This is a genomic window from Streptomyces sp. NPDC048484 (genome assembly GCF_040651415.1).
GTDB lineage: Bacteria > Actinomycetota > Actinomycetes > Streptomycetales > Streptomycetaceae > Streptomyces.
On record NZ_JBEZJY010000022.1, the window covers coordinates 141508 to 167443 of the forward strand.

Below are 25936 nucleotides of genomic sequence, written 5' to 3' on the forward strand. Positions count from 1 at the left end.
TGGCCGTACGGGGGGAAGCCGGCGAGTTGAGCGGGAGACGTGCGCCCAGCGCAGTGCGGCGGTACCGCGCACCACGGACTGGTGCTGGCCGCCGCCGGGCTTGCCGTGCTGCTCGCCGCCACCGTCCTGGCCGCACTCGCCGCGCTCACCGAGAAGGCCGTCGAAGGCGGGATACAGCGGCGGCTCGCCCGTGACTTGCATCACTCTCGTCGCTCTCCAAGAGACGCGGCGGCACGCCGTAGTTGACGGCCGGGCGCTGGCCGCGGGCAGACAGCGGCGCAGCGGTGGTCGAGGCCGCCCTGAGTGAGGTGTTCGCGGCGGAACTCGCGGTGCGGCCCGGCGACGAACTGCGGGTGCAACCCAACAGCGGGCGGCAGATCCGGATGCGGGTGGCCGGGCTGTACCGGCGGCGAACAGCAGCGCGTCGCCGTCGCGGTCGCCACGGCCAACGCGCCGCGGGTGCTGCTCGGACCACGTGGGGGTATGGCCCGACGGAGCCGAACGCCCGCCCGATCCCGACTCGTCGGCCTGACGGACCGGCAGCACAACGCCCCGGACTCCTGCGCGGGGCGCCGCGCCGGCACAACGCCCCGCGCAGGCGTGCAGGAAATCCGATGGCGGCCCCTGAAGGCTGCCCCAGCCTGCTCCCGCTGGCGTCGAAAACTCGGGTGCGGGTGACGCTGGCCCACCCCTAAGCTCCCGTGCGAAGGGCCGACGACGCGTCCTGTCGACAGCAGTCAGCCGGTCGGTCAGTGAACCGGTTCGGTCAGTCGGTCAGTCACTGGAATCGGAGATGGGCCGCTATGAGTAGTCAACTGTTCGCGCTCTGCTTCCATGCGAACCAGCCGTTGAGCCTGGCGCGGTTCTGGTCAGAGTTCCTGGGGTGGGAGATGACCGACGATCCACACGACGGCCTCACGCTCCTGCCCAGTGACGACACCGGGTTCCGGCTTCGCTTCCTTCCGACCCAGGAGCGGAAGGTCGACCAGAACCAGATGCACTTCGATCTGACGAGTACATCTCTGGAGGATCAGCAGCAGACGGTGGCCAGGGCGCTGGAACTCGGCGCACAGCACATCGACATAGGCCAACGCCCGGAAGAGGGCCATGTGGTGCTCGCCGACCCCGAGGGCAACGAGTTCTGCGTCATCGAGCCGGGCAACAAGTTCCTTGCCGACTGCGGATTCATCGGAGCGCTGGCCTGCGACGGTTCGCAGGAAGTCGGGTACTTCTGGAGCAGGACGCTGGGCTTTCCGTTGGTCTGGGACCAGGACCAGGAGACCGCGATCCGCTCACCGCACGGAGGCCCGAAGATCACGTGGGGTGGTCCACCGCTGATGCCGAGGACGGGTAAGGGCCGGCTGCGTTTCGATCTCGCTCCGGCTGCCCCCGATGATCGGCAGACCGAGGTCGAGCGACTGCTCTCCCTCGGCGCGACCCGCATCGACACCGACCAGGACGAGACCGACCAGATCTTGCTGGCCGACCCCGACGGCAACGAGTTCGGTGTGCTGAGGCGGGCAGGAGGTCAGACCTGACCGGTGAGGTCACGGTCACCACGACCTGACCGGTGATGGTGACGGTCACGGTGACGCCCCGGTGCGCTCCTCGGCACGCCGGGGGCGGCGCCGTGCCGAGGAGCGCACCGACCGCCCAGAACAGTTCGTCATCGATCTGCTCGAATACGAGACAACAGACGGAGCACCCGTAGGCGAATACCAGGGCGTCACCGACTTCATCTAGACAGGTCAGGGCTGTCGGGACGGGCGGAGTGATCGGAATGGCCCTTCGTGCGGCGGTCCTCCTTCATCTCCGCCTCGTACAGGTGGTCGCGTCCGTCCGCGAGGTCACGCAGAGCGCGTCGCTCCAGGTCCCTGAACGGCTGGTAGTAGGTCTCGTTGTAGGCCTCGACGATCTGGAACGTCCAGTGACCGGGGATCACGTTGCGGCCCAGGATCTCGCTCTCCACGCGGTCGGCGTACGCGGTGTGGCCCGCCTTGCGGAGGAGTTCGACCGCGCGGTCCAGTTCCAGATCGGCTCCTCCGGTCAGTTGGTGGAAGGAGTACAGGTGCCCCCGGGCCCGTTCCGTGGTCTCCAGCGCCTTGGACAGAGAGCCGAGCGCCTCCACCGTCTCGTCGCTGACGCCCCGGGGGCGCTGATGGGAGCGGTCAGGGCCGTCGTTCAGTTCGTTCATGCTCTGGCACGTGCCCGCGACGAGCGGAGATATATGCCGGCCCGGCGGACCGAACGCCCGGATGGCGCACGGGAGCGACCCGCTGGTGTGCTCGGGCCCGGACTGCGGCCACTTCGTCGTACGCATGCCGGTACGCATGCCGGTCATGCCCTGCTGTGCGGAGGCCGCGGCGCTCGCGGTCATCTCGCTCTGGGTTCCGGGCCCGCCAGGATCCTGACCTCGACCCGCTCGTAGTCCTTCAGCCGCTGCCGCGACTCACGGCGGCCCGAGAACAGCGTGCCGAGCCAGCCGAACGCGAAACCCAACGGGATGGACACCAGGCCCGTCGTGGTGAACGGAAACCAGTTGAAGTCGGCTAGGGGGAAGGCCGCCATGGGTGTTCCGGAGACCAGTCGGGTGCCCGGCATCAGCACGAGGACCGCGAGTGAGCCGCCGATGAGTGTGCTCAGCAGACCGGTTCGGGTGTAGCGGCGCCAGAAGAGGCTGTAGATCAGGGCGGGGGCGATGGCCGAGGCGGCCAGGCAGAAGGACAGCGTCGCCAGGGGCTGGAGGCTGCGGTGCTGGACGAGACCGGCGAGCACGATCGTCGGGATGCCGACGGCGAGCGCGGAGACACGGGCGACGGTCATTTCCCGTACCGGCGAATGGGGGCTGGCGCGGCTGGCGTAGACGTCGTGGGCCAGGGAGTTGGCGCAGGCCAGGATCATGCTGGCGACCGAGGCGAGCAGGGTGAGGAAGATCGCCGCTGTGACCGTGGTGAACAGAAAGGTCTCGGCGCGGGAGACGTGGGTGCCGAAGACCGCCCGGGAGCCTAGGAGGTAGGCCGTGTTGCCGCGGGGGTCGGCCGCGGTGATCCCGGCCCGTCCGACGAGCGCGGTCGCACCGGTCGCGACGATGGTGATGACCAGCATGAACAGGGCCACCGACGACACCGCCCAGGACATCGAGCGGCGTACCTGCCGTGCGCTGTCCGCCGTGAACATGCGCATGGTGACGTGGGGCAGACAGGCGCCGCCGAGCACGATGGCGAACTGTGTGCTGATCATGTCCAGGTCGGCGTGCGGGCCTCCGGCGAACTGCAGACCGGAACGCAGGAAGGCCGGGCCGGCCCCGCTGTGTGCCGCGGCCGTGCGGAACAGCTCTCCTGGGTCCCACGCGAAGGCGCGGAGCATCAGGACGGCGACCACGGCCCCCGAGCCGAGCAGCATGACCATTTTCAGGATCTGGATGAGGGCGGTGCCCTTCATCCCGCCGATGGCCGCGTAGGTGATCATCAGGCCGCCGACCCCGATGACGCACCCGATCTTCATGGTGGTGCCGGTGAATCCGAGGATGAAGGCGAGCAACTGCCCGGTGCTGGCGAGCTGGACCAGCATCATCGGCATCAGCGAGGCGATGGTCACGACGCAGGTGGTGATGCGTACGGCACGTCCGGGCATCCGTCGGGCGAGTGCGTCGCCCGGGGTGAAACGGCCGGTGTTCCGCAGGGGTTCGGCCAGCAGGAACATCAGGAGCAGCAGTGACAGGAGGGTGCTGAGGGCGAGGACGACACCGTCGTAGCCGCACAGCGCGATGACGCCTCCGATGGTGAGGACGGTGGCCGCGGAGATGTAGTCGCCCGCGATGGCGAGGCCGTTGCGCATCGGGGACAGCGAGCGGTACCCGGTGTAGAACTCGTCGAGGTCGTCACGGTCCGGGCCCGCGATGACGCAGAGCAGGAGGGTCACGGTGACGACGGTGCAGAAGGCGACCAGGGACCACGTCTGTGCGGTGCCGCTGAAGGCCGTCATCGCCCCGGCTCCCGCTCGGCGAGCAGGGCCGTGCGCTGCCGCATCCGGCGCGCGAGCGGATCGACGTACCGGCTCGCCGTGAACTCGAAGAGTGCGATCGCCAGCCAGGTGACGGGGAGTTGGACCAGGCCGAGCACCATGCCCGTGGACAGGCCGCCGGTGACGGGTTTCGTCATGAAGGACGGGGCCCGGGCGGAGAGGATCAGGAAGAGGGTGAAGTAGCTGAGAACCGTGAAGGTGGCGACGCGGCGCTGTCGGCGGTAGGCGCGGCGCAGGATGCGCAGATCTCTGTGGTGCCCGGGCGCGGAGGGGAGCGCCGTGGGCTCGGGTAACTGATCTCCGGTGGTGGCCCAGGCAGGTCGAGCGCCTGGGCGCCTGGCGCGGTGCGATGGAGCGGCGTACGCATCCGAGGGGTCGTCGGACATCCCGGTTCTCCTAGCGCGGCAGGGGTCCGCCACGTGCGCGGACCGCGGGGAGGTGGGGAGAGGTGTTCGATTTCTCGCACGCTATTCGCGAGTTTCGTCGTGCGAGGACTTTTGGGCGATCTGGCTCGTTCGCGCGTATCCGTGGTCTCGCCCTTGGACGCGGGGCCTGTCAACCGGTGAGGGGTGTGGGTGCAGGGACAGGTGAAGCCTCGCGGGAGTCGTTCGGCGTCCCGGGGGCAAGGGCTTTCGGCCCCGCGGCGCGTGCGGGGCAGGAGCTTTCGGTCTCCACGGTGCGTGCGGAGTCGCAGGACACCGCGCCCGGCGTCTTCCGGTCTCCCGTACAGGGCTCATGAGTACCCTCCGCCAGGCTCCGCGAACCCGTCGCTGTTCCTGGGCTGTTGCCGGCGCCTTGCCGGTGCTGGAGGTTGCCCTGAGGTGACTTGCCTGAGGGGTCTTAAACGGGCACACGGGCTGAGGGGTTGGTGCGGTCGTTCGCGTTCGCCGCCGTCACGGGCGCGGCCAGGGCCGCCCGCCCAGTCGCTCGATGCTGGTGTTGAAGCGCCTCAGATAGGCGGCGAACTCGGCGATGTCGTCGTCGGACCAGTCGGCCATGACCCGGTCCAGGGAACTGACGGTCCGTTCGCGCTCCTCGTCGAGAATCCGGGCCCCCTTGTCCGTGATCCGGAACTTGCGGGCCAGCCCGCCGTCGGGGTCGGGAATGCGCTCCGCGAGTCCGGAGCGCATGGCCGAGGCGGTCTGCCGGTTGAGGGTGGAGGCGTCGAGCCCGAACGCATCGCTCAGCTCGCCGATCGACATGGGCCCCTGGACGCGGATGCGACTGAGCAACGTGTAGGAACTCCGCTCCAGCACGCTCTCCTTGCTGCGCCCGCCGTGCGCTGCGAGTGCGTGCCTGCCGAGCAGCATCTGCTCGTACTCGACCTCGTACGTTGGCCTGGCCATGCGCTACTGCCTCCCGCTTTCCCGACGGGGCGCACGCGGCTCGTTACTGCGGCGGCCCGGGGCTCCATCCTCGCACAGGATGTGCAGCGGACACATGACGTGCATGATGCATAAGATATGTACACTGCACCTCTATTAGTCCGTAAGAGATGCGAGGAGTCCCTTGATGGGAACCCCACCAACGTCCCCTCCGGCCAATCGCGTGGTCGCCACGCTGGCCTTCGCCGGCACCACGGCGGCGATCATGCAGACCCTGGTGACGCCGCTCATCGCGGACCTGCCGAAGATCCTGAACAGTTCGTCCTCGAACACGGCGTGGGTGATCACGGTCACCCTGTTGGTGGCTGCTGTCTGCGTGCCCGTCACCGGGCGCCTGGGCGACCTGCTGGGCAAGCGGCGAATGCTCCTCGCCTGCTCCGTTCCCCTCATCGTGGGCTCGGTGGTGTGCGCGCTCTCGTCGTCCGTCGTCCCGATGATCGTCGGTCGCGGCCTGCAGGGCATGGGCATGGGCATGGTGCCGCTCGGCATCGCGCTTCTGCGTGACGTGATACCGGCCGAGAAGCTCAGCTCGTCGATCGCTCTCGTCAGCGCGTCCATGGGTATCGGAGGCGGGCTGGGCCTGCCGATCGCCGCGGCGGTCGCCCAGTACGCGAGCTGGCGCGTGCTGTTCTGGGGCTCCGCCGTCCTGGCCGTGGCGATCGCCGTCCTGATCTGGTTCCTGATTCCGGACGTGCCCGCCGGAGCCAAGGGGCAGCGCTTCGACGCGCCCGGCGCGATCGGGCTCGGCGTCGGCCTCGTCTGCCTGCTGCTGGCGGTCTCCAAGGGTGCCGAGTGGGGCTGGGGCTCGGCCACGACGCTCGGCCTGTTCGTCGCCGCCGTCGTCGTGCTGCTCGCCTGGGGTGTGTGGGAGACGCGCACCCGCGATCCGCTGGTCGACCTGCGCACCACGGCCCGCCCCCGCGTGCTGCTCACCAACGCCGCCTCGCTCTTCGTCGGCTTCGGCATGTACGCCGGCATGCTGATCGTTCCCCAGCTGCTGCAGTTCCCCGAGGAGACCGGCTACGGCCTGGGGCAGTCGATGCTCGCGGCGGGCCTGTGGATGGCCCCCGGCGGCATCATGATGATGATCGTCTCACCGCTCGGCGGAAAGCTCACCGACGCGCGAGGCCCGAAGTTCACGCTGATCTCCGGCATCCTTGTCATCGCCGCCGGATACGGTCTGTCACTCGCGCTGATGGGCTCCGCCTGGGGTCTGATGCTGGTCCTCATGGTGACCAGCAGCGGTGTGGGCCTCGCCTACGGGGCGATGCCTGCTCTGATCATGAGCTCGGTCCCGCTCTCCGAGACCGCCGCCGCCAACGGCTTCAACACGCTCATGCGCTCACTCGGCACGTCGGTGGGCGCCGCCGTCGTCGGCGTGGTCCTCTCGCAGAACGTCGTCACCATGGGCGGCTTCAGTATCACCTCGGAGGACGGTTTCCGTACTGCTCTGATCATCGGCGCCGGCGTCGCCCTGGTGGCCGCCGTCATCGCGGCACTCATCCCGGCCAATCGCGCCGTTGCGTCCGACCGGGCCACGACCGACCGGCTCGACGCGTCGGAACAGGCTGCGGTCGAAGCCTGACGACCTGGCAGTAAGCGGCGGATCCGGGGTTCCCGGGCGAGTAGGTCGGTCGTCGAGGCCGGTTGTCGAGGTCGGCTGGAGCCGCGTCGCCGACAACGCGGCTCCAGCCTCCGCCCCCGGGCACACCGGCGAGGTGACTCCCGCCGTCTCGCACCATGGGAGGGCGTTGCGCGCGAGGATCGATCGAGGGGAGCCTCGATGGGGCTCGCGCCCCGGCCGCTGCCGTACTCGCGCGCCCGGCCGGGGATGTGCACAGGCTCTTACCAGCGTGCCACCGCGGGCGCGACATGTCCGCACACCGAACCGGCTGTTCTCCCGCCGGGCGCCGACTGCTGGAGCAGAGTTCCGAGCGCTCCGAAGGTCAGTCGCTCAGAGCCCGCTCGATGGTGGGGTGGCAGGAGATGAGGGCGTCGACGCCGACCAACCGCAGGACCCGCAGGACGGATTCCTGGGCGGCGGCGATGCGCAGCCACCCCTGAGCGCCGCTCGCGGCCTGGTGGGCGCCGATGAACGCGTTGATGCCGCTGGAGTCCACGAAGGTCACACCCCGGAGATCCACCACGATCCGTGGCGGCCGCCTGCGGTCCTCGATCAGCAGGGCCTCGCCGAGCATGTCACTGACGGCGTGGTCGATCTCGCCCCGCACCGTCACGACACGGATGCCGTCGGTGTCGGAGTGCTCTATGAAGAGCCGGTCCGAGCGGCCCGCCTTCTGAATGTCGGTCACCGTCTCCTCCACTGATTAGGCTTACCCCGGGTCGGAACACGCACCGATGATTCTGCCCCACCGCCCTGGCCGGATGCACCTGGGTGGTTGTTGCCGAAGGACACCCCCTGTGGCGTGGGGGCGTGCATCACGGGTATCGGCGCGCACGTGAACGGGGAATGAGGGCGAAGCCAGTGGGATCCCATGCCGACGACGACGGCGGTATAGCCGCGGACGGTTATCTGATGCGCGACGGCTACGCCCTGGGCGGAGACCACGGTTGCATCGCCGAAGCCCGCCATCAGGCGGTCGCCTTCCTCAACCGGGCCCGCGCCGACCACCGTCTGCCTGTGTCGGCACGCGCGATGGACCTCACCCAGCTGGTGGTGAGCGAGCTGGTCACCAATGCCCGCAAGTACGCCCCCGGCCCCGTCCTCATGGAACTGCGCATCACCGCCGACAGCGTGGACGTCACCGTATGGGACAGTGACCCGACCGTCCCCACGGCCCGGACCGCCGACCCGGGCAGGATCGGCCAGCACGGCCTGGAGATCGTCAAGGCGGTGACCGAGGACCTCTCCATCCGGCAGGAACCCGTCGGCAAGCGCATCACGGCCCGCATCGCCCTGCCCGACAAGCCCGACAACGAGGCCACCGGACCCGACGACCGGTGAGTACAGCTCGTCAAGTCTGCGCGGCCACGTTCGGTATCGAGGCTCACGACGGATCGGCCACGGTCCACGGCGCCCCGCCCCGCACCTCGACGTCACCCATCGGTGAACACCTGAGGATCGAGGAGCACGCGGCGGTGGGTCTCCGGCCCCTGGTATCAGGAACCGGAGACCCCTGGCTCAGCGGTTCGGGCGGGCGGTCGACGCCCCGGTGCCCCCGTTGGGCGAGCCGGTGATGGTGAACTGCGAACCCGGCTCGATCAGTACGCTCCCCTCTGCCGAATCGGTGATCGTGACGTTCGTCAGGGTGGCGCTGCCCCGCGCCCCGCTCATCGCGAGGATGCCGGACCCGTTGGTGGACCCGTCGATCCGGACATCAGTGATCTTCACACCCGGCATCGCGCCACCCCCCGTCTTGAACTGGATGCCGTCGTACGTCGAGTCCAGGATCTCGGTGTCACGGATGGTCACGCCCGGGATGTCCTGGCCCTGCGCGAACAATGTGATGGCGCCGAACTCCTGGTCCTCGTTCCAGAACGCGCCACCCGTCCGGTGCAGGGCGTTGCCCGCGATGAGGGTCTGCCCGGAGAACGGGAGCGGGTCGTGGTCGGTGGCGAGCATGATGCCGGGGTAGTTCATCGTGTCGGCGATGACGTTGTTCTCGATGGTGTTGCCGTAACCGCCGTACACCGCGATGCCGTTGGCCCGCCACGGCAGCTGGATCGTGTTGTTGCGGAAGTGGTTGTCGTGGCCGACGTCCACCGAGGTGTCCTTGACGTACTTGCTGGACCACACGGCGAGCGCGTCGTCACCGGTGTTGCGGAAGGACGAGTTGTACACGGTGGAGTTACGGGTGCCGTTGGCGAAGTTGATTCCGTCGGCGTAGGTGTTGCGGATGCGTACGCCGGAGAAGTCCAACTCGTCGCCCGGTCCCCACAGTTCGGGGATGTTGGAGTAGTCGCGGCCGGCCCACACGCCGACGTTGGCATGCTCGATCCACACGTTGGTGATCTTCGTGCCCTTGCCGAAGCGGCCGTTGAGACCCACCCCGCCCTCGGCGTTGCCGTCGCCGCCGCGGATCGTGCCCGAGCCGAAGATGGCGATGTCGGAGATCTGGGTGTTGTGGTCGATGTCGAAGCCGAAGTTGCCCTCGTGCGGGTGGTTGATGCCACCGGCCTGGTGGGGCGGGGTGAGCGTGTAGAGCTGGGAGTGCCACATGCCCGCGCCCCGGATGGTGACGTCCCGGATGCCGACCTGGTTGTACTGGCCGCGGTTCAGCGGGTCGTCGGTGAGGATCTTCTGTTCCTGACGCCACTGCCCGGACGGGATCCACACGCAGGAGATCTGGCCGTTCTGGTCGGCCGTGACCGCCCGCTGGATGGCGTCGGTGTCGTCGAGCCCGTCGTTCGGGACGGCCCCGTACTCGGTGATCGACGTGCAGCTCGCCGGCTTGGTGGCGGCGGGCGCGACCTGCTCAAGGTCCACCAGGTCGATGACGTAGAACGCGGCCGTGTCGCCCGCGTCCCGCTGCAGGCGGAACTTGGTGCCGGCCGGGTAGCTCTGCGACAGCAGCGCGTGTGACTCGTCGAAGAGCCGGCGGGCGTCGCTGCCGGGGGTGTTGGTCAGTCCCTCGGGGTCGTCCGTGGTCCCGTACAGCCAGCTGTGCTTCGACGACAGGTTCAGCTTCTGTACGAAGGTGTCGCCGGCGTAGAGGCTGATCGTGGCCTCCGCTCCGCCGCCGCTCGCGGCGTCCGGGACGGAGTTGCGCACCACGATCGAGTTGGTGGACGTGGGCGAGGTGAACTCGACGAACTGGCCGGTGGAGCCCAGCCGGACGGACTCGCGGCCCGAGGACTCGGTGGCGAAGTTGGTGTGCCCGAAGGTCCGCTTGGCGTCGGCGGTGAGCAGGGTTCCCTGGTAGCGGCCGTCCTCCGCCTCCAGTTCGGTGTACGGGACGGCGGCGCCACGGCCGACGACGAGGGACCTGGCGAGCACGTTGTTGTTCTCGTCGGTCTCGCCGACGACGCCGGTGGCGTCGGCGGTCGCGGTGAGGGTGGCTCCGCCGCTGGTCGCCGTCCACGTCCCGCTGATCGCCACGTCGGCCGTGGCTCCGGCCGCCACTTGGCCGGTCGTGCCGTTGAGTGTGGTGGAGCCGGCCTGGAGCCTGGTCACGGAGCCGGCCGCCGCGGCGGTGGTGCCGCGGTTGTGCACGGCGACGGTGAAGGAGACGGACGAGCCGACGGCCGGGTTGGCGGGGCTGGTGGTGATGGCGCGGACTTCGAGGTCGGGACCGGGAGCCCGGCCGACGACCAGCCGGTTCGCGGCGGTGCGGCTGTTGTTGGTGTCGTCGAGTTCGGCGACCGTGCCGCGCGGGTCCACCACGGCGGAGACGGCGTAGTCGCCTGCCGGACGGGTGCCCGCGGCGACGGCCACGGTGGCGGATGCGCCCGGTTCGAGTGCGGGTACGGTTCCGCTGCCGGCGACCGTGCCCTCCACGCTGACGTCGACGGTCGTGGCGCTCGAACGTGCCGTGCCCGCGTTGCGGACCGTGGCGTTGACCGTCACCGCGTCCCGTTCGGACGGGGTGGCGGGCGTCCAGTCCAGGCCTGTGACGGTCAGGTCGGGTGCAGGTGCCGCGGTCCCGACGACCTGGAACTCGGCGACCTGGCCGCCGGGTGCTCCGGTGTTGGAGAAGAAGCGGAGCCGGACGTCGGACCAGCGGCCGGTGACCGGGATGGTCACCGAGTTGTTGTCCCGGGAGGGGCTGAACGCGTAGTCGGCGCGGTCGCGCAGCGAGGTGAAGCCGCTCGCCGAGTTCTCCCGGCCGAGTACCTGGACGCTCTGGGTCCGGGCCGCCCACACCTGGTCCGGGTTGAGCTTGACCACCACGGCGTCGATGTCGGCGTCGGCGCCGAGCCTGACGGTGAGGTCGGAGGGATGACCGGCCGCTTCCCAGTAGGTGGAGGTGGAGTCGTCGGTGGCGTTGGCGGCAACGTAGGTGTGCACCGACGAGGTGGCCTCGACCGGCTTGTTGCGGGCCAGGTTGGTGCCAGCGGGCGGCGGAGTGGTGCCGCCGCCGTCGCCGCGCACCTCCAGCTCGGCAAGCTGCGCGGCGTTCCAGCCGGTGTTCCCGGTGATGTTCACCCGGATGTAGCGCGCCTCGGCGGGGGAGGCGAGGGTGACCGGGACGGTGTTGGCCTGCGCGGGGTTGAACGCCCGGCCTGCCGAGGCCGCGAGTGTGCGGAAACCGGAGCCGTCGGTGCTGCCCTGCAGGGAGAGCGTCTGGTTACGGCTCTCCCAGGCGGCGGGCAGTTTGAGCACCACCTGGTCGACGGTGCGGGTCGCGCCGAGGTCGACCTGGACCCACTGCGGGAAGGAGTCGGCCGGTCCCTCCCAGTAGGAGGCCTGGGCGCCGTCGGTGACGTTCCCGGCGGTGTAGGCGCCGTTCGCGCCGCCCGCGGTGGCCGGGCGCCCGAGCGCGAGGTTGACGTCGGCCGCCGCCGTCGCCCGTCCGGTGTCGGCCGGGGCGGTGGCGGCCCGGGCGCTCGACGTGAAGGCCAGGGGTATCAGCCCGGTCGTCATGAGCGCGGCTGTGACGGCGCAGGTCAGTGACCGGCGGCCGAGGGGTCTCCATCTCATGGTGGTCCTCTGTTCCGTTGTTCCGTGGCGAGCGGGAGCGGGAGCGCGACAGGCAGGCAGGGCACGAGGCAGGCAGGGCACGCCGGGGAGTCACAGGGGAGTTCAGAGAGGGAGAGGAGTGTCCGTTAAGGAATGCACCAGACCTGCGCACAAATTGAGCTGATCAGTCGATTCTTTGCGGAAACTACGCCCACAGGTTTCTAGCCCGTCTCCGCTTTGTCAACGGTCTCGCTACTACCGGTAGGTGGGTGGAGGCGGAGATCGGAGGGAGGCGACAAAGACGGCGCAAGCCGCTTGCGTCGCTTGCGTTAGCCTTGCGCTCATGACGCGACGACTTGCTCAGGTAGCCAAGAAGGTGGGAGTCAGCGAGGCCACGGTCAGCCGGGTCCTCAACGGCAAACCCGGAGTCTCGGACACCACCCGGCAGTCCGTGCTCACCGCGCTGGACGTCCTCGGCTACGAGCGCCCCACCCAGCTGCGCGGCGAACGCGCGCGTCTGGTCGGCCTGGTCCTGCCTGAGCTGCAGAACCCGATCTTCCCCCTGTTCGCCGAGGTCATCGGCGGTGCGCTGGCCCAGCAGGGGCTCACCCCGGTGCTGTGCACCCAGACCAAGGGCGGCGTCTCCGAGGCGGACTACGTCGAGCTGCTGCTTCAACAGCACGTCTCCGGCGTGGTGTTCGCCGGCGGTGGCCTGTTCGCCCAGGCCGACGCGCCGCACGACCACTACCGGCAGCTCGCCGAACGGCGCATCCCGGTCGTGCTGATCAACGCCCCCATCGAGGGGCTCGACTTCCCCTGTGTCTCCTGCGACGACGCCGTTGCGGCCGAGCAGGCGTGGCGCCACCTCACCCTGCTGGGGCACGAGCGCATCGGCGTGGTCCTCGGCCCGGGCGACCACATCCCCTCCCGGCGTAAGCTGGCCGCCGCCCGGGCCGCCGCTGAGGCGGCCGGCGGGTCCCTGCCCGACGAGCGCGTGGAGCGGTCGATGTTCTCCCTGGAGGGTGGCCAGGCGGCGACCACTCGCCTGCTGGGGCGCGGTGTCACCGGCGTCATCTGCGCCAGCGACCCGCTCGCGCTCGGCGCCATCCGTGCTGCCCGCCGACGCGGTCTCGCGGTTCCCGAGCAGGTCTCCGTCATCGGCTACGACGACTCCGCCTTCATGAACTGCACCGAACCCCCGCTGACCACGGTGCGCCAGCCCGTCGAGGCCATGGGGCGCGCCGCCGTGGACCTGCTGTGCGCCCAGATCCAGGGCGGTGAAGTCCAGCCCGGCGAGCTGCTGTTCGAGCCGGAGCTGGTGGTCCGGGGCTCGACGACGCAGGCGCCTCGGGGGTAGTACGGACGGGCGGCGCGCGGTGAGGCCGGTCCCGGCTCGCCGCGCGCCGACTTGCGTTCACACGCCTCCCGCAGATCACGCCTGTACGCCTGTCTGTCAATCATTTACGGAAGCTGCACAAGATATTGCGGTCATCTGTTCGCGGTGGTTGAGTGTGCGGCGCCCCACATCGCACCGGCGATGAGGGGCGCCTTCCACGTTCATGCCCGAAGGGGACCACCCATGAGTAGAGCTCGGATCGGCCGCACCCGACGCGCCGGCGCGGTCACCCTCGCCTCCGCACTCACGCTGACGGCACTCGCCGCCTGCGGTACGAGCAGCAGCAGCGACGACGGCGACAACGGCTCCGGCAACAGCGGGAAGGCCGATCCCGCCGCACCGCTGGATCCGAAGACCAAGGTGTCCATCACCATCGACTGCATGCCGCCCGCGGCGAAGGCGGCCGAGCTCAAGCAGTGGAACGAGGACGTCGAGGAGTTCAACAAGAAGTACCCGAACGTCACCGTCAAGGGCCGCTCCACGCCGGGCCAGTGTCTGGAACCGCCGCGCTTCACCGCGATGCTCAAGGCGAAGTCCCAACCCGACGTGTTCTACACCTACTTCACCGACCTGCCCCAGGTGCTGGACAACGACGGCGCCCAGGACATCAGCGCGTACGTCAACGACAAGAGCGTGCCGCTGCTGAAGGACATCGACCCCGACGTCCTCAGCTCGCTGAAGAAGGACGGCAAGCTGTACGGCCTGCCCACCAGCAACTACCGCATGGGCCTGCTCATCAACCGCAAGCTCTTCACCGAGGCCGGCCTCGACCCGGACGCCCCGCCGAAGACCTGGGCCGAAGTCCGCGCCGCGGCCAAGAAGATCGCGGGCCTCGGCGGCGGTGTCGCCGGATTCGGCGAGTACAGCGCGGCCAACACCGGCGGCTGGCACTTCACCGCGCAGATGTACAGCCTCGGCGGCGATGTCGTCGACGCGAGCGGGAAGAAGGCCGCCTTCAACAGCGACATCGGCAAGCAGGTCGCCGAGAACCTCCACGCCATGCGCTGGGACGACGACTCCATGGGCAAGACCCAGCTGCTGAAGTGGGGCGACCTCCAGAAGCAGATAGCCACCGACAAACTGGGCATGTTCCTCGCCGCGCCCGACGACGTCACGTACATGGTCCAGCAACTCGGCGCCAAGTACGGGAACTTCGGCATGGGGCCGATCCCCGGCGGCGAGAACACGCTCGCCGGCGGCAACAACTACATGATCAAACAGGGTATTTCGGCCGACAAGGTCAAGGCCTCCGTCGCCTGGCTGAACTTCAAGTACACCACCGTCGGCAAGGGCCAGTACGACTGGAAGCGCTCAAAGGCGGACGACCTGCCCGTGGGGCTCCCGCAGCCCAACCTGTGGCTGAACGGCTCCAAGACGAAGGACGACGCCGCCCGCAAGGAATTCGCCACCATGCCCGTGGAGAACTTCAAGGCGTTCACCGACAACCCTGTCCCGGGCAAGGCCGAACCGCCGAAGGCCCAGGAGATCTACAAGGTCCTCGACAACGTCATGTCGGGCATCCTCACCAACAAGGACGCCGACATCGACAAGCTCCTGTCCACCGCCGAGTCCCAGGTCGACCAGGTCCTCGCCACTCAGTGACCACGCGGCGGCCCGACCCGTCCGACGGCACCGCGGCACGTCAAGGAGCGACCATGTCGGCCCCCACCCTCACCAAGGACCGGGCGGTCAAGGACCGCCGCCCTCGCAGGCCCCGCGCCGGTGCCCCGCACCTCCGGGACGGCGGGTTCGGCACGACCCTGCGCCGCAACCTCACCGCCCACGGCTTCCTCATCGGCGCGGTGCTGTGCTTCGCCTTCTTCTCCTGGTATCCGATCGTCCGGGAGTTCCTCCTCGCCTTCCAGAAGACCGAGGACGGCCGCGTCAGCTGGGTGGGCTGGGACAACTTCGTCACCGTCTGGAACGACCCGGCCTTCGGCCAGGCCTGGCGCAACACCCTGTGGTTCACGGTGCTGGCACTGCTTCTCGGCTTCGTCGTACCGTTCCTCGCCGCCCTCGTCATCAACGAGTTCCGGCACGGCCAGGGCTACCTGCGGCTGCTGGTCTACCTGCCGGTGATGCTCCCGCCGACCGCGTCGGTCCTGCTCTTCAAGTACCTGTACGACCCCGGGTACGGCATGTTCAACGAGGTACTCGGCGTCTTCGGCGTCCCCGCCCAGCAGTGGCTGCAGGACCCGGACACCGCGATGCTCTCCGTGGTCGTCGCCTCGACCTGGATGAACATGGGCGGCGCGGCACTGATCTACCTCGCCGCCCTCCAAGGTGTGCCGGGCGAGCTGTACGAGGCCGCGGAACTGGACGGCGCGGGACTGTTCCGCAAGGTGTGGCACGTCACCGTTCCGCAGACCAGGCTCATCCTGCTGCTGATGCTCCTCATGCAGATCATCGCGACCATGCAGGTCTTCATCGAGCCGTTCCTGCTCACCGGCGGCGCCGGACCCGAGGGGTCCACCACCACCGTGGTGTACCTGATCTACCAGTACGCCTTCAACTTCAACAACTACGGCGCCGCGGCGGCGCTCGGCCTGCTCCTGCTCGTCCTGCTGGCCGGCTTCTCGGCCGTCTACACCAAACTCAACCGCGCCGAGTAGGACCAGGGGGAGACACGGACATGTCCACTCGCACGCTCATCTCACCCGCCCAACTGGCCCGCCCACGCGGCAAGGTCCTGTACTGGGTGTGCTTCGCGCTCGTCGTGGTCCTGTTCACGCTGGCCTTCCTCGGCCCGCTGTACTGGATGGCGTCCAGCGGGCTCAAGACCACCCAGGAAGCCGTCCAGACCCCGCCCACCTGGGTGCCGGGCTCCGTCCACCCGGAGAACTACCAGCGCGCCTGGGAAGTGATGGACCTGGCCAGACTCCTGCTCAACACCCTCTACTACGCCTTCGGCGCGCTCGCCTTCCAGTTGGTGCTCGACGTAGCCGCCGCCTACTCGCTGTCCAGACTGCGGCCCGTACTCGGCAAGGCGATCCTCGGCCTGATGCTCGCCACCCTGATGATCCCGGCGACCGTCCTCGTCGTACCGCAGTACCTCACCGCGCTGGACGTACCGATCGTCGAACGCAACCTGCTCAACTCGCCCTGGGCGATCTGGCTTCCCTCGGTCACCAACGCCTTCAACATCTTCCTGCTCAAGCGGTTCTTCGACTCGATCCCCAAGGAACTGCTCGACGCGGCGTCGATGGACGGCGCGGGCTCCCTGCGCGTCCTGTGGTCGATCGTGCTGCCGGTCTCCCGGCCCATCCTCGGTGTCGTGTCCATCTTCGCCGTCGTCGGTGTCTGGAAGGACTTCCTCTGGCCGATGCTGGTCCTGCCCGACCCGTCCCGGCAGACCCTCGCCGTCGGCATCTACTCGCTCGCCACCAGCGTGCCCGAGAACGTGCTGATCGCCTCCCTGACCATCGCGTCCCTGCCCACGCTTCTTCTCTTCGTCCTCTTCCAGCGCAACATCATGAGCGGACTGACGGCGGGCGGCCTCAAGGGCTGACCGAGCACACGCCGTCCGGGCACACGCCGTCAGGCCCCCGCAGCGAGCACCCCACATCACCCGCAGCGAACACCACACCTGCCCGAAAGGACCGCCACGTGGCAGCCCCTCAGCCCGGTACGACCCCCGGCCACGCCGACGACTGGTGGCGCGGTGCCGCCATCTACCAGGTGTATCCGCGCAGCTTCGCCGACGGCGACGGCGACGGCACCGGGGACCTCGCGGGCGTACGGTCGAGATTGCCCTACCTCGCCGACCTGGGCGTCGACGCGATCTGGTTCACCCCCTGGTACCTGTCCCCGCTCGCCGACGGAGGCTACGACGTCGCCGACTACCGCACCATCGACCCCGCCTTCGGCGACCTGGACGAGGCCGAGCGGCTGATCGCCGAGGCCCGCGCGCTCGGCATCCGCACCATCGTGGACATCGTGCCCAACCACGTCTCCGACCAGCACCCCTGGTTCCGCGCCGCACTCGCCGCCGGCCCCGGCAGCCCCGAGCGCAAGCTCTTCCACTTCCGGCCCGGCCGCGGCGAACACGGCGAACTCCCGCCCAACGACTGGCCGTCGCAGTTCTCCGGCCGGACCTGGACCCGGGTCGAGGACGGCGAGTGGTTCCTGCACCTGTTCACACCGCAGCAGCCCGACCTCAACTGGGCCCACACCGCCGTGCGGGAGGAACACGAAGAGGTACTGCGGTTCTGGTTCGAGCGCGGGGTGGCTGGCGTACGCATCGACTCCGCCGCCCTGCCCGCCAAGGACCCGGAGCTGCCCGACTTCGTGGAGGGCCGTGACCCCCACCCGTACATCGACCGGGACGACCTGCACGAGATCTACCGTTCCTGGCGGCGGATCGCCGACGCGTACGACGGCGTCTTCGTGGGAGAGGTGTGGCTGCCGGACTCCGAACGCTTCGCCCGCTATCTGCGTCCGGACGAACTGCATACCGCGTTCAACTTCTCCTTCCTGTCGTGCCCGTGGGACGCGGTCCGGCTGCGGGCCGCCATCGACGACACCCTCGCCGAACACGCCCCGGTCGGGGCGCCGGCCACCTGGGTGCTGTGCAACCACGACGTCACCCGCACGGTCACCCGCTACGGGCGGCGGGACACCGGCTTCGACTTCGCCACCAAAACCTTCGGCACCCCGTCCGACCTGCGGCTCGGCACCCGTCGGGCGCGCGCCGCCGCCCTGCTCACCCTGGCCCTGCCCGGCTCCGTCTACATCTACCAGGGCGAGGAACTCGGCCTGCCCGAAGCGGAGATCCCCCGGGACCGCATCCAGGACCCGATGCACTTCCGCTCCGGCGGCACCGACCCGGGCCGCGACGGCTGCCGTGTCCCGCTGCCCTGGAGGGCCGCTGCCCCGTACGCCGGCTTCGGCTCGCGCACCGAACCCTGGCTGCCGCAGCCCGACGGCTGGCCCGCCTACGCCGCCGACCGCCAGACCGACGACCCGCAGTCCATGCTGAACCTCTACCGCGCCGCACTGGAGCTGCGCCGCGACGAGCCGGCCCTCGGCGACGGCCCCCTGCACTGGGCGCCCTCCTGCGACGGTGTGCTCACCTTCCGCCGCTCCCCGGACCTGATCTGCGTGACGAATCTGGCCGGCACCCCGGCCGCCCTGCCTGACCACAGAGCGATCCTGCTCTCCAGCGACGCACTGGACTCCGACGGCAGACTGCCCACCGACACGGCGGTGTGGCTACGGAGCTGAGCGCCGCTCGTCGCCGAGGGGCGGCGCCTGCCGCCGTGACCCCTGACCGGCCGACTACAGCGCCTCGTTGTCGACGGACTCGCGCAGCCGGCGGCTGGCCATCCGCATGTGTTCGGCCATGGCCCGGTCCGCGGCCTCGGGGTCGCGGGCACGGACCGCCTGGAGGACCGCGTCGTGCTCGCACAGGGTGCCGCTGACGGTGCCCTCGATGTCGCTGACGCGTTCCATCCACACCTGGAGCAGCGCTCGGATGCTGTGCAGGATGTCGCTGAGCACGCTGTTGCGCGCGATGCGGGCCATCTCCAGATGGAAGTCGATGTCGGCGTCGATGAAGGCCTTGGCGTCGCCGCCGGCTGCGCGCATGTGCCGGAGGTGTTCCTCCAGGCGTGCCAGGTCGTCGTCCGAGGCGCGCTCCGCGGCCAGGCGGGCGGACACCGCTTCCAGGTAGGTGCGCACCTCCACCAGGTCCTGGGTGCGCCGCTGCCCCAGCATCAGCCCCCAGTTGATGGCCCGGGGCAGGAACTCCGAGGTGCCCTCGCGCACGTACGAGCCCGAGCCGGGGCGGATCTCGATGATGCCGAGCACGTCCAGGGCGGACAGAGCCCCGCGGACGCTGGAGCGGGCGACGTCGAGGGCCTCGGCGAGCTGCCGTTCGGCGGGCAGCCGGGTACCGGGTTTGATGTCGCCCGCCGAAAGGTGGTCGAGGAGCCGCTTGGCGACCTCACTGACAGAGGACTCACGCACCACGGGGCGGAGAAGCTGCGCGAGGTCGGGCGCGGCCGCGGGGGTCTGCTCATCGGACTGACTGGTCACGGTCACCAGTCAACCAGATATGACGCCCAGGGAGCTGACCAGCCGGTTTTTCCGTGCCGCAGGGCGGTTTTGTCAAGAGTTGCGAGAGGGTCGAATGTGAGACCGTCCTCACATTGGTAAATTGGTGACCAATTTGAGCCGTCGGCATAGCGTGAAAACGTTCCGGTCGGCCGCCTGTGCGGCGAGCAGTCCGGCCTGACCCACCCCGGACGGAGCTGTCCGGGCGAGCCGAGGAGTCGCCATGGTTGCCGACACGCCATCCGCGGCAGTCGAAAGAACTGCCATCAAGAAGGTCTCAGTCCGCCTCGTGCCGTTCGTGGCACTGATGTTCTTCGTGAACTACCTGGATCGCACAGCCGTTTCATTCGCCGAGCCGAACGGCATGGGGGAGGACCTGGCCCTCACCGCGGCCCAGTTCGGCTTCGCCTCCGGCATCTTCTTCCTCGGCTACATCGTGCTGGAAGTCCCCAGCAACATGGCCCTGCACCGGTTCGGAGCCCGCCGCTGGCTGGCCCGCATCATGGTGACCTGGGGCATTGTCTCGCTCCTGTTCACCTGGGTGGACAGCACCGGCCAGCTCTACACGCTGCGTTTCCTCCTCGGCGTGGCGGAAGCGGGCTTCTTCCCCGGCGCGATCCTCTTCCTCAGCCAGTGGGTGCCCTCGCGGCACCGCACCAAGATCCTCGGGCTCTTCTACCTGGCGCAGCCGCTGACCACCGTCCTCGGCGCCCCGCTGGCCGGCTGGCTCATCGGCCGTCACGGCCTGTTCGGCCTTGAGGGCTGGCGCGTGATGTTCCTGTTCGTCTCGCTGCCCGCGATCATCCTCGGTGTCGTCGCGTGGTTCTACCTCGTCGACCGGCCCGCCGACGCCAAGTGGCTCACGCCCGCCGAGCGCACCTGGCTGACCGACGAACTCGCCGCGGAGAACGCCCAGAAGACCGGCCACGACAACAAGCACGCCAAGGGCGACCTCAAGAAGGCCTTCAGCAGCAGCCGCGTCTGGGTGCTCGCCCTGGTCTACTTCGGCTTCGTCTACGGCCTGTACGCCCTCGCCTTCTTCCTGCCGACGATCATCGACGGCTTCCAGGAGCAGTACGGCACCACCTTCAGCGTCATGGACAAGGCCTGGATCACCGCGATCCCCTATCTGCCCGCCGCGATCGTCCTGTTCTTCTGGACGCGCCACGCCACCCGGCACGGCACCCGCGTCTGGCACGTGGCCGGACCGGCCGTGGTCGGCGGTGTCTCCATCCCGCTCGCCCTCTACATGGGATCCCCGACCGCCACGGTCGCCGTGATCACCGTGACCGCGTGTGCCATCTTCGCCGCCCTGCCCGTCTTCTGGTCCCTGCCCTCCCGCTTCCTGACCGGAGCCGCGGCCGCGGCCGGCATCGCCCTGATCAACACCGCGGGCAACGTCGCCGGATTCGCGTCCAGCTACATCACCGGCTGGCTCAAGGACTGGACCGGCGCCTACTACGTACCGCTCTACCTGGTCGGCTTCTTCATGCTCCTGTCCGCCGCGCTGATGATCTGGCTCTCGGCCCGCGGCGGTACCGCTGAACCGGCCGCCTCGGCAGAGCACCAGCCCATGGAGGCCCTCCGATGACCCGGCTCTTCAACGACCCCGCGGCCTTCGCCGACGAGGCACTCGAAGGCTTCGCCGCGGCCCACCGCACCTGGGTGCGACCCGTCACGGGCGGTGTCGTCCGCGCCGCCGGGACCCCGTCGGGGCAGGTCGCCGTCGTCGTCGGCGGTGGCTCGGGCCACTATCCGGCCTTCTCCGGAATGGTCGGCCGGGGCCTGGCACACGGCGCCGCCGTGGGCAACGTCTTCGCCTCGCCCTCCGCGCGGCAGATCCGCTCCGTGGCACGGTCCGCCCACGGCGGCGCGGGCGTCCTGCTGATGTACGGCAACTACGCGGGCGACGTACTCCACTTCGGGCAGGCCGCCGAGCGCCTGGCCGGCGACGGCATAGAGGCCCGTACCTTCGCCGTCACCGACGACATCTCCTCCGCCGGGCCCGAGGAGTCGGCCAAGCGCCGCGGCATCGCGGGCGACCTGCCGGTCTTCAAGGCGGCCGCCGCGGCGGCCGAGGAGGGCCTGCCGCTGGACGAGGTGCTGAGCGTGGCCGAGCACGCCAACGCCCGCACCCGCTCCTTCGGTATCGCCTTCTCCGGCTGCACCCTGCCCGGCGCCGACCACCCCCTGTTCACCGTCCCCGAGGCCCGGATGGCCGTCGGCCTCGGCATCCACGGGGAGCCCGGCATCGGAGAGGAGCCGCTGCCGACCGCCGACGAGGCGGCGCGGCTCATGGTCGGCGCCCTGCTCAAGGAACTCCCCGAGGACGTCGAGGAGCCCGCCGGACAGCGCGCCGCAGTGATCCTCAACGGGCTGGGCTCGGTCAAGTACGAGGAACTGTTCGTCGTCTACCGCAAGGTCGCGGCCCTCCTCGGCGACGCGGGCGTGGACATCGTCGACCCGGAGGTGGGCGAACTCGTCACCAGCTTCGACATGGCCGGTGTCTCGCTCACCCTGACCTGGCTCGACGACCGCCTGGAACAACTGTGGCGGGCCCCGGCCGACACGCCCGCCTACCGAAAGGGCGCCCCGGCCCCGCAGACGACGGAGACCGAGGCGGCCCCGCTCGCCGAGGACGCGGACGACACCCGCGTCCCGGACGCCACCGAGCAGTCCCGCGAAGCCGCCGCCACCGTCCTCGCGGCCTTGAACGCCCTGGCCGACACCGTCGACACACACGCCGGCGAACTCGGCCGCATCGACGCCGTGGCCGGAGACGGCGACCACGGCATCGGCATGCGACGCGGCTCCACCGCCGCTCTGCGGGCGGCGGCCCGCGCGCACGACCTCGGCGCCGGCGCCGGAACCGTCCTCGTCCATGCCGGGGATGCCTGGGCCGACCGGGCCGGCGGCACCTCCGGCGCCCTGTGGGGCACCATCCTGCGCACCCTCGGTACGCGACTCGGCGACCAGGACGCCCCGAATGCGAAGACCGTCGCCCGAGGAGTCTCGGACGCCTCCGACGCCGTACGCCGACTGGGCGGGGCCGAGGTCGGCGACAAGACGATGGTCGATGTCCTCGTGCCCTTCGCCGACTCCCTGGCCGGAGCCGCGGGCGACGGCGCCCCGCTCACCGAGGCCTGGCAGCACGCCGCCACCACAGCCGAGAAGGCCGCCGCCGCCACGGCGGACCTGCTGCCCCGCAAGGGCCGCGCCAGGCCCCACGCCGAGAAGTCCCTGGGCACCCCCGACGCGGGCGCCCACTCACTCGCCCTCATCACCCGCGCCGTGCATGCCGCCCTGCCCGGACACCCGCTCGACCACTCGTCCGACCAGCACTGAGGAAAGCCGCCATGACCGACAAGCTCCGTATCGTCGTCGGATCCGACGACGCCGGCCACCAGTACAAGGAAGCCCTCAAGCAGGACCTGCTGGGCAGTTCGCTGGTCGCCGAGGTCACCGACGTCGGCGTCGACGCCGACGGACACACCGCCTACCCCAAGGTCGCCATCACCGCCGCCGAGATGGTCGCCCGCGGCGAGGCCGACCGCGCCCTGCTGGTGTGCGGCACCGGCCTCGGCGTAGCCATCGCGGCCAACAAGGTCAAGGGCGTCCGCGCCGTCACCGCCCACGACTCCTTCTCCGTCGAGCGGGCGGTCCTCTCCAACAATGCGCAGGTCCTGACCTTCGGCCAGCGCGTCGTAGGCCTCGAACTCGCCCGCCGCCTCGCCTCCGAGTGGCTCACCTACCGCTTCGACGAGACCTCCGCGTCCGCGGCGAAGGTCCAGCTGATGTGCGACTACGAAGACGCCGCAGCCGCCGCCGACGCCGGGGCGGCCGCCTGATGCCGGCCGGTCCCGCACGCCCGCCCCTCCTGCTGGGGGTGAGTCTGAAGATGTACTTCGGCCACCACCAGACCCTCAACTGGGCCCGGAAGATAGCCACCCTGGCCGACGAGCACCCCGCCGTGACCTCGGGCGGGGCCCGCCTCTTCGTCCTGCCGGCCTTCCCGACCCTGATTCCCGCCGCCGGAATCCTCGCGCCGTACGGAGTCGCCCTCGGCGCCCAGGACATCGCGACCGAGGACACCGGCCCCTACACCGGCGAGGTCGGCGGACCGCTCCTCAAGGAGATCGGCTGCCGTTACGCCGAGGTCGGTCACGCCGAACGCCGACGCCTGTACGGGGAGGGCGACACGGTCGTGGCCGCCAAGACGGCCGCTGCCCTGCGCAGCGGCCTCACCCCTGTCCTGTGCGTCGGCGAACGCGACCGGGTGACACCGCGGGAAGCGGCCGAGCGCACGGTCGCCGAAGCCGCCCGCCTGCTTCACGGACTGGACGGCACCGTCGTCCTCGCCTACGAGCCCCAGTGGGCCATCGGCGCGCCGGAACCGGCCTCGGCCGAACACATCGCCACCGTCTGCACGGCCCTGCGGGAGTGGCTCGACACCCGCCCTCAGCACGCGGGTTCGCAGGTCATCTACGGCGGCAGCGCGGGCCCCGGCCTGCTCACCCGACTCGCCGGAACGGCGGACGGCCTCTTCCTCGGCCGCTTCGCCCACGACCCGGACAACGTCCGCGCCGTCCTCGACGAGATCCGCACCCCGGCCGGCACGGCGGTGGCGTGATGGCCTACGGAATCAGCACGTACGCGTACTTCTGGCGCATCTCCGCCCGGGCACCCCGGCCGATGACGCTCCCCGAAATGCTGCGCGACACCGCCGAACTGGGCGGCCAGGTCTTCCAGATCTGCGACTACGCACCCATCGAGTCGTACGACGCCGCGCAGGTGGCGGACGTGAAGGCCGTCGCCGCCGACCTGGGCCTGACCCTGGAACTCGGCACCCGCGGCGTCCGCCCCGGCCATCTGCTCAAGTACCTCGATCTCGCCCGGCGGTTGGACGTCACCCTGGTCCGCTCCATGCTCAACACGCCGGACCACCGGCCGGACACCTCCGAGGCCGTGTCCCTGCTCAAGGAGGCGGTGTCCCGCTACGAGGACGCCGGCGTGACCCTGGGCCTGGAGACGTACGAGCAGGTGGCGACCGACGACCTGGTGGCTGTCGTACGGGGGGTCGGCAGCGAGCACCTCGGTGTCGTCCTGGACCCGGGCAACAGCGTCGCCCGGCTGGAGCGCCCCGTCGACGTCATCGCAGCCACCGCGCCGCACGTGGTCAACATCCACGTCAAGGACTTCGCCTTCACGAGGCGGGACGGCTGGGTCGGTTTTACCTACGCCGGCTGCCCCCTGGGCGAGGGCCTTCTCGACTACGACGCCATGATCGCCGCCGTCGGGGCGGCCCGGCCGGACGCGGACGGCATCAACCAGATCGTGGAGCACTGGCTCCCGTGGCAGGACGAGGGCTTCGAGACGACTGCCCGGCTCGAACACCAGTGGACACAGCACAGCATCAACACCCTTCTGAGGAGCAAGTAATGGCCACCGAGATCAAGAACCAGGTCGACGTCAGGACCGTCGCCGTCATCGGGGCCGCCGGCAAGATGGGCCAGCGCGTCTCCAACAACCTGGTCGAGAGCGACTTCCGGGTGCTCTTCAGCGAGGCCTCGCCCAAGGGCCAGGAACTGATCCGCGACCTCGGCCGCGAACTGACCGAGTCCGCCGACGCCGTCGCCGAGGCCGATGTCGTCATCCTCGCCGTCCCGGACGTCGTCCTCGGTACGGTCTCCGAGCAGCTCGTGCCCCTCATGAAGCCGGGCACGGTCGTGCTCACCCTCGACCCGGCCGCCGCGTACGCCGGTCTGCTGTTCAACCGGGCCGACATCCACTACGCGTGTGCCCACCCCTGCCACCCGTCGGTATTCCTTGAGCGCACCACCAAGGAGGAATGGCAGGACACCTTCGGCGGCATCGCCGCCCCGCAGGAGGTCGTCGCGGCCTACGAGGGCGGCGACAGCGCCAAGCAGGAACTGGCCGACTCGGTCATCCGCGTGATGTACGCGCCCGTGGTCGATGTCCACTGGGTCACCGTCAAGCAGCTCGCCGTCCTGGAGCCGACCCTTGTCGAGACGATCGCCTGCATGGTCGGCGCCCTCCTGACCGAGGCGCTGCACGAGACGGTGCACACCGTCGGCGTCCCGGAGAAGGCGGCCCGCGCGATGCTCCTGGGCCACACCCAGGTAGCACTGGCGAACACCCTCAAGGGATCCAACCCGTTCTCGGACGCCTGCCTGATCGCCATGGACTACGGCCGCGAGTCCATCGTGCGCGACGACTGGAAGAAGGTCTTCGATGACGCCGAGCTCGACAAGGTCATCACGCGCATGCTGAAGATCAAGGAGATCAAGCGCTGACGCGTCCGCCCCGGAGCCGCCGGCGCCGCCCGCCTCGCGGGCAGGCACTGGCGGCCTGATCCAGTACGTCACCGCCGACGACCGAGCCGTCGACGCGTCCCTGACCGGCCGGCTCGCCGCCGTCTACAAGGAGTTGGTGTGCAAGGGCGCGGCCTGGTCGGTGGCCAAGCCGACCCTCAGTCTG

Annotated in this window: 23 protein-coding genes and 1 pseudogene; 17 read left to right on the forward strand and 7 right to left on the reverse strand. The window is 69.7% G+C overall.

From position 1 onward, the window contains the following. The first annotated feature begins 39 nt into the window (after positions 1 to 39). The 3 genes from AB0D14_RS23120 to AB0D14_RS23130 all read left to right on the forward strand — a co-directional run bounded on the left by AB0D14_RS23120 (position 40) and on the right by AB0D14_RS23130 (position 1743). Positions 40 to 246 (forward strand): hypothetical protein, encoded by a 207-nt coding sequence (locus AB0D14_RS23120; RefSeq protein WP_362781861.1) that lies wholly within the window; start codon positions 40 to 42, stop codon positions 244 to 246. Positions 247 to 803: 557 nt separating this feature from the next. Further along, on the forward strand, positions 804 to 1538 hold the full coding sequence (locus AB0D14_RS23125) for a VOC family protein (protein ID WP_362781864.1): 735 nt from the start codon (positions 804 to 806) through the stop codon (positions 1536 to 1538). A gap of 61 nt (positions 1539 to 1599) precedes the next feature. Further along, a complete protein-coding gene (locus AB0D14_RS23130) occupies positions 1600 to 1743 on the forward strand; it encodes a hypothetical protein (protein ID WP_362781867.1) in 144 nt (47 codons plus the stop codon). Here AB0D14_RS23130 and AB0D14_RS23135 read toward each other — a convergent pair. From AB0D14_RS23135 to AB0D14_RS23150, 4 genes are all read right to left on the reverse strand, one after another. Then, the gene (locus AB0D14_RS23135) at positions 1736 to 2194 is read right to left on the reverse strand and encodes a hypothetical protein (protein WP_362781944.1); all 459 of its coding nucleotides are present in this window, start codon (positions 2192 to 2194) and stop codon (positions 1736 to 1738) included. The genes AB0D14_RS23130 and AB0D14_RS23135 overlap by 8 nt on opposite strands. 179 nt (positions 2195 to 2373) lie before the next feature. After that, the gene (locus AB0D14_RS23140) at positions 2374 to 3984 is read right to left on the reverse strand and encodes a cation acetate symporter (RefSeq protein ID WP_362781870.1); all 1611 of its coding nucleotides are present in this window, start codon (positions 3982 to 3984) and stop codon (positions 2374 to 2376) included. Continuing rightward, positions 3981 to 4409, reverse strand: a complete 429-nt coding sequence (locus AB0D14_RS23145) for a DUF485 domain-containing protein (protein WP_362781873.1) — start codon at positions 4407 to 4409, stop codon at positions 3981 to 3983. The genes AB0D14_RS23140 and AB0D14_RS23145 overlap by 4 nt, the downstream gene beginning before the upstream one ends. A gap of 507 nt (positions 4410 to 4916) precedes the next feature. Then, entirely contained in the window at positions 4917 to 5369 is a 453-nt protein-coding gene (locus AB0D14_RS23150; protein ID WP_362781876.1) for a MarR family transcriptional regulator, read from the reverse strand. A 166-nt stretch (positions 5370 to 5535) separates the two neighbouring features. On the opposite strand from AB0D14_RS23150, the gene AB0D14_RS23155 reads away from it, so the two are divergent. Next, a complete protein-coding gene (locus tag AB0D14_RS23155; RefSeq protein WP_362781878.1) occupies positions 5536 to 6993 on the forward strand; it encodes an MFS transporter in 1458 nt (485 codons plus the stop codon). A 361-nt stretch (positions 6994 to 7354) separates the two neighbouring features. Here the strand turns inward: AB0D14_RS23155 and AB0D14_RS23160 are convergent, their stop codons facing one another. Next, positions 7355 to 7720 carry an STAS domain-containing protein gene (locus AB0D14_RS23160; RefSeq protein WP_362781881.1) on the reverse strand — a complete coding sequence of 122 codons (366 nt, stop codon included), beginning with the start codon at positions 7718 to 7720 and terminating at the stop codon, positions 7355 to 7357. Positions 7721 to 7944: 224 nt separating this feature from the next. On the opposite strand from AB0D14_RS23160, the gene AB0D14_RS23165 reads away from it, so the two are divergent. Next, positions 7945 to 8373 (forward strand): ATP-binding protein, encoded by a 429-nt coding sequence (locus tag AB0D14_RS23165; protein WP_362781947.1) that lies wholly within the window; start codon positions 7945 to 7947, stop codon positions 8371 to 8373. Between the two features lie 177 nt (positions 8374 to 8550). Here AB0D14_RS23165 and AB0D14_RS23170 read toward each other — a convergent pair whose 3' ends face one another. Continuing rightward, complete coding sequence (locus AB0D14_RS23170; protein WP_362781883.1) at positions 8551 to 12009, reverse strand: CARDB domain-containing protein; 3459 nt, start codon at positions 12007 to 12009, stop codon at positions 8551 to 8553. Positions 12010 to 12331: 322 nt separating this feature from the next. Here AB0D14_RS23170 and AB0D14_RS23175 point away from each other — a divergent pair, with 322 nt between their 5' ends. The 5 genes from AB0D14_RS23175 (at position 12332) to AB0D14_RS23195 (ending at position 18607) form a co-directional block, all read left to right on the forward strand. Next, on the forward strand, positions 12332 to 13345 hold the full coding sequence (locus tag AB0D14_RS23175; protein ID WP_362781885.1) for a LacI family DNA-binding transcriptional regulator: 1014 nt from the start codon (positions 12332 to 12334) through the stop codon (positions 13343 to 13345). Between the two features lie 222 nt (positions 13346 to 13567). Then, positions 13568 to 14986 carry an extracellular solute-binding protein gene (locus tag AB0D14_RS23180; protein ID WP_362781887.1) on the forward strand — a complete coding sequence of 473 codons (1419 nt, stop codon included), beginning with the start codon at positions 13568 to 13570 and terminating at the stop codon, positions 14984 to 14986. A gap of 53 nt (positions 14987 to 15039) precedes the next feature. After that, entirely contained in the window at positions 15040 to 15996 is a 957-nt protein-coding gene (locus tag AB0D14_RS23185; protein WP_362781890.1) for a sugar ABC transporter permease, read from the forward strand. Positions 15997 to 16016: 20 nt separating this feature from the next. Then, positions 16017 to 16892, forward strand: a complete 876-nt coding sequence (locus tag AB0D14_RS23190; RefSeq protein WP_362781892.1) for a carbohydrate ABC transporter permease — start codon at positions 16017 to 16019, stop codon at positions 16890 to 16892. Between the two features lie 98 nt (positions 16893 to 16990). After that, positions 16991 to 18607: a glycoside hydrolase family 13 protein gene (locus AB0D14_RS23195; RefSeq protein WP_362781895.1), complete on the forward strand. Its 1617-nt coding sequence runs from the start codon at positions 16991 to 16993 to the stop codon at positions 18605 to 18607. A gap of 54 nt (positions 18608 to 18661) precedes the next feature. Here the strand turns inward: AB0D14_RS23195 and AB0D14_RS23200 are convergent, their stop codons facing one another. Then, entirely contained in the window at positions 18662 to 19426 is a 765-nt protein-coding gene (locus AB0D14_RS23200) for a FadR/GntR family transcriptional regulator (RefSeq protein WP_362781898.1), read from the reverse strand. 235 nt (positions 19427 to 19661) lie between these two features. Between AB0D14_RS23200 and AB0D14_RS23205 the strand changes: the two genes are divergently transcribed. The 7 genes and pseudogenes from AB0D14_RS23205 to AB0D14_RS23235 all read left to right on the forward strand — a co-directional run. Continuing rightward, complete coding sequence (locus AB0D14_RS23205) at positions 19662 to 21029, forward strand: MFS transporter (protein ID WP_362781901.1); 1368 nt, start codon at positions 19662 to 19664, stop codon at positions 21027 to 21029. Then, positions 21026 to 22783: a dihydroxyacetone kinase family protein gene (locus tag AB0D14_RS23210; protein ID WP_362781904.1), complete on the forward strand. Its 1758-nt coding sequence runs from the start codon at positions 21026 to 21028 to the stop codon at positions 22781 to 22783. Before AB0D14_RS23205 ends, AB0D14_RS23210 begins: the two co-directional genes overlap by 4 nt. 11 nt (positions 22784 to 22794) lie before the next feature. Next, positions 22795 to 23286 carry a ribose-5-phosphate isomerase gene (locus AB0D14_RS23215; protein ID WP_362781907.1) on the forward strand — a complete coding sequence of 164 codons (492 nt, stop codon included), beginning with the start codon at positions 22795 to 22797 and terminating at the stop codon, positions 23284 to 23286. Next, positions 23286 to 24068 carry a triose-phosphate isomerase family protein gene (locus tag AB0D14_RS23220; RefSeq protein WP_362781910.1) on the forward strand — a complete coding sequence of 261 codons (783 nt, stop codon included), beginning with the start codon at positions 23286 to 23288 and terminating at the stop codon, positions 24066 to 24068. The genes AB0D14_RS23215 and AB0D14_RS23220 overlap by 1 nt, the downstream gene beginning before the upstream one ends. Beyond that, a complete protein-coding gene (locus tag AB0D14_RS23225; protein WP_362781913.1) occupies positions 24068 to 24877 on the forward strand; it encodes a TIM barrel protein in 810 nt (269 codons plus the stop codon). The genes AB0D14_RS23220 and AB0D14_RS23225 overlap by 1 nt, the downstream gene beginning before the upstream one ends. Then, a complete protein-coding gene (locus tag AB0D14_RS23230) occupies positions 24877 to 25752 on the forward strand; it encodes a phosphogluconate dehydrogenase C-terminal domain-containing protein (RefSeq protein ID WP_362781916.1) in 876 nt (291 codons plus the stop codon). Before AB0D14_RS23225 ends, AB0D14_RS23230 begins: the two co-directional genes overlap by 1 nt. A gap of 52 nt (positions 25753 to 25804) precedes the next feature. After that, positions 25805 to 25936 (forward strand): annotated as a pseudogene (locus tag AB0D14_RS23235) (oxidoreductase); the annotation flags it as partial.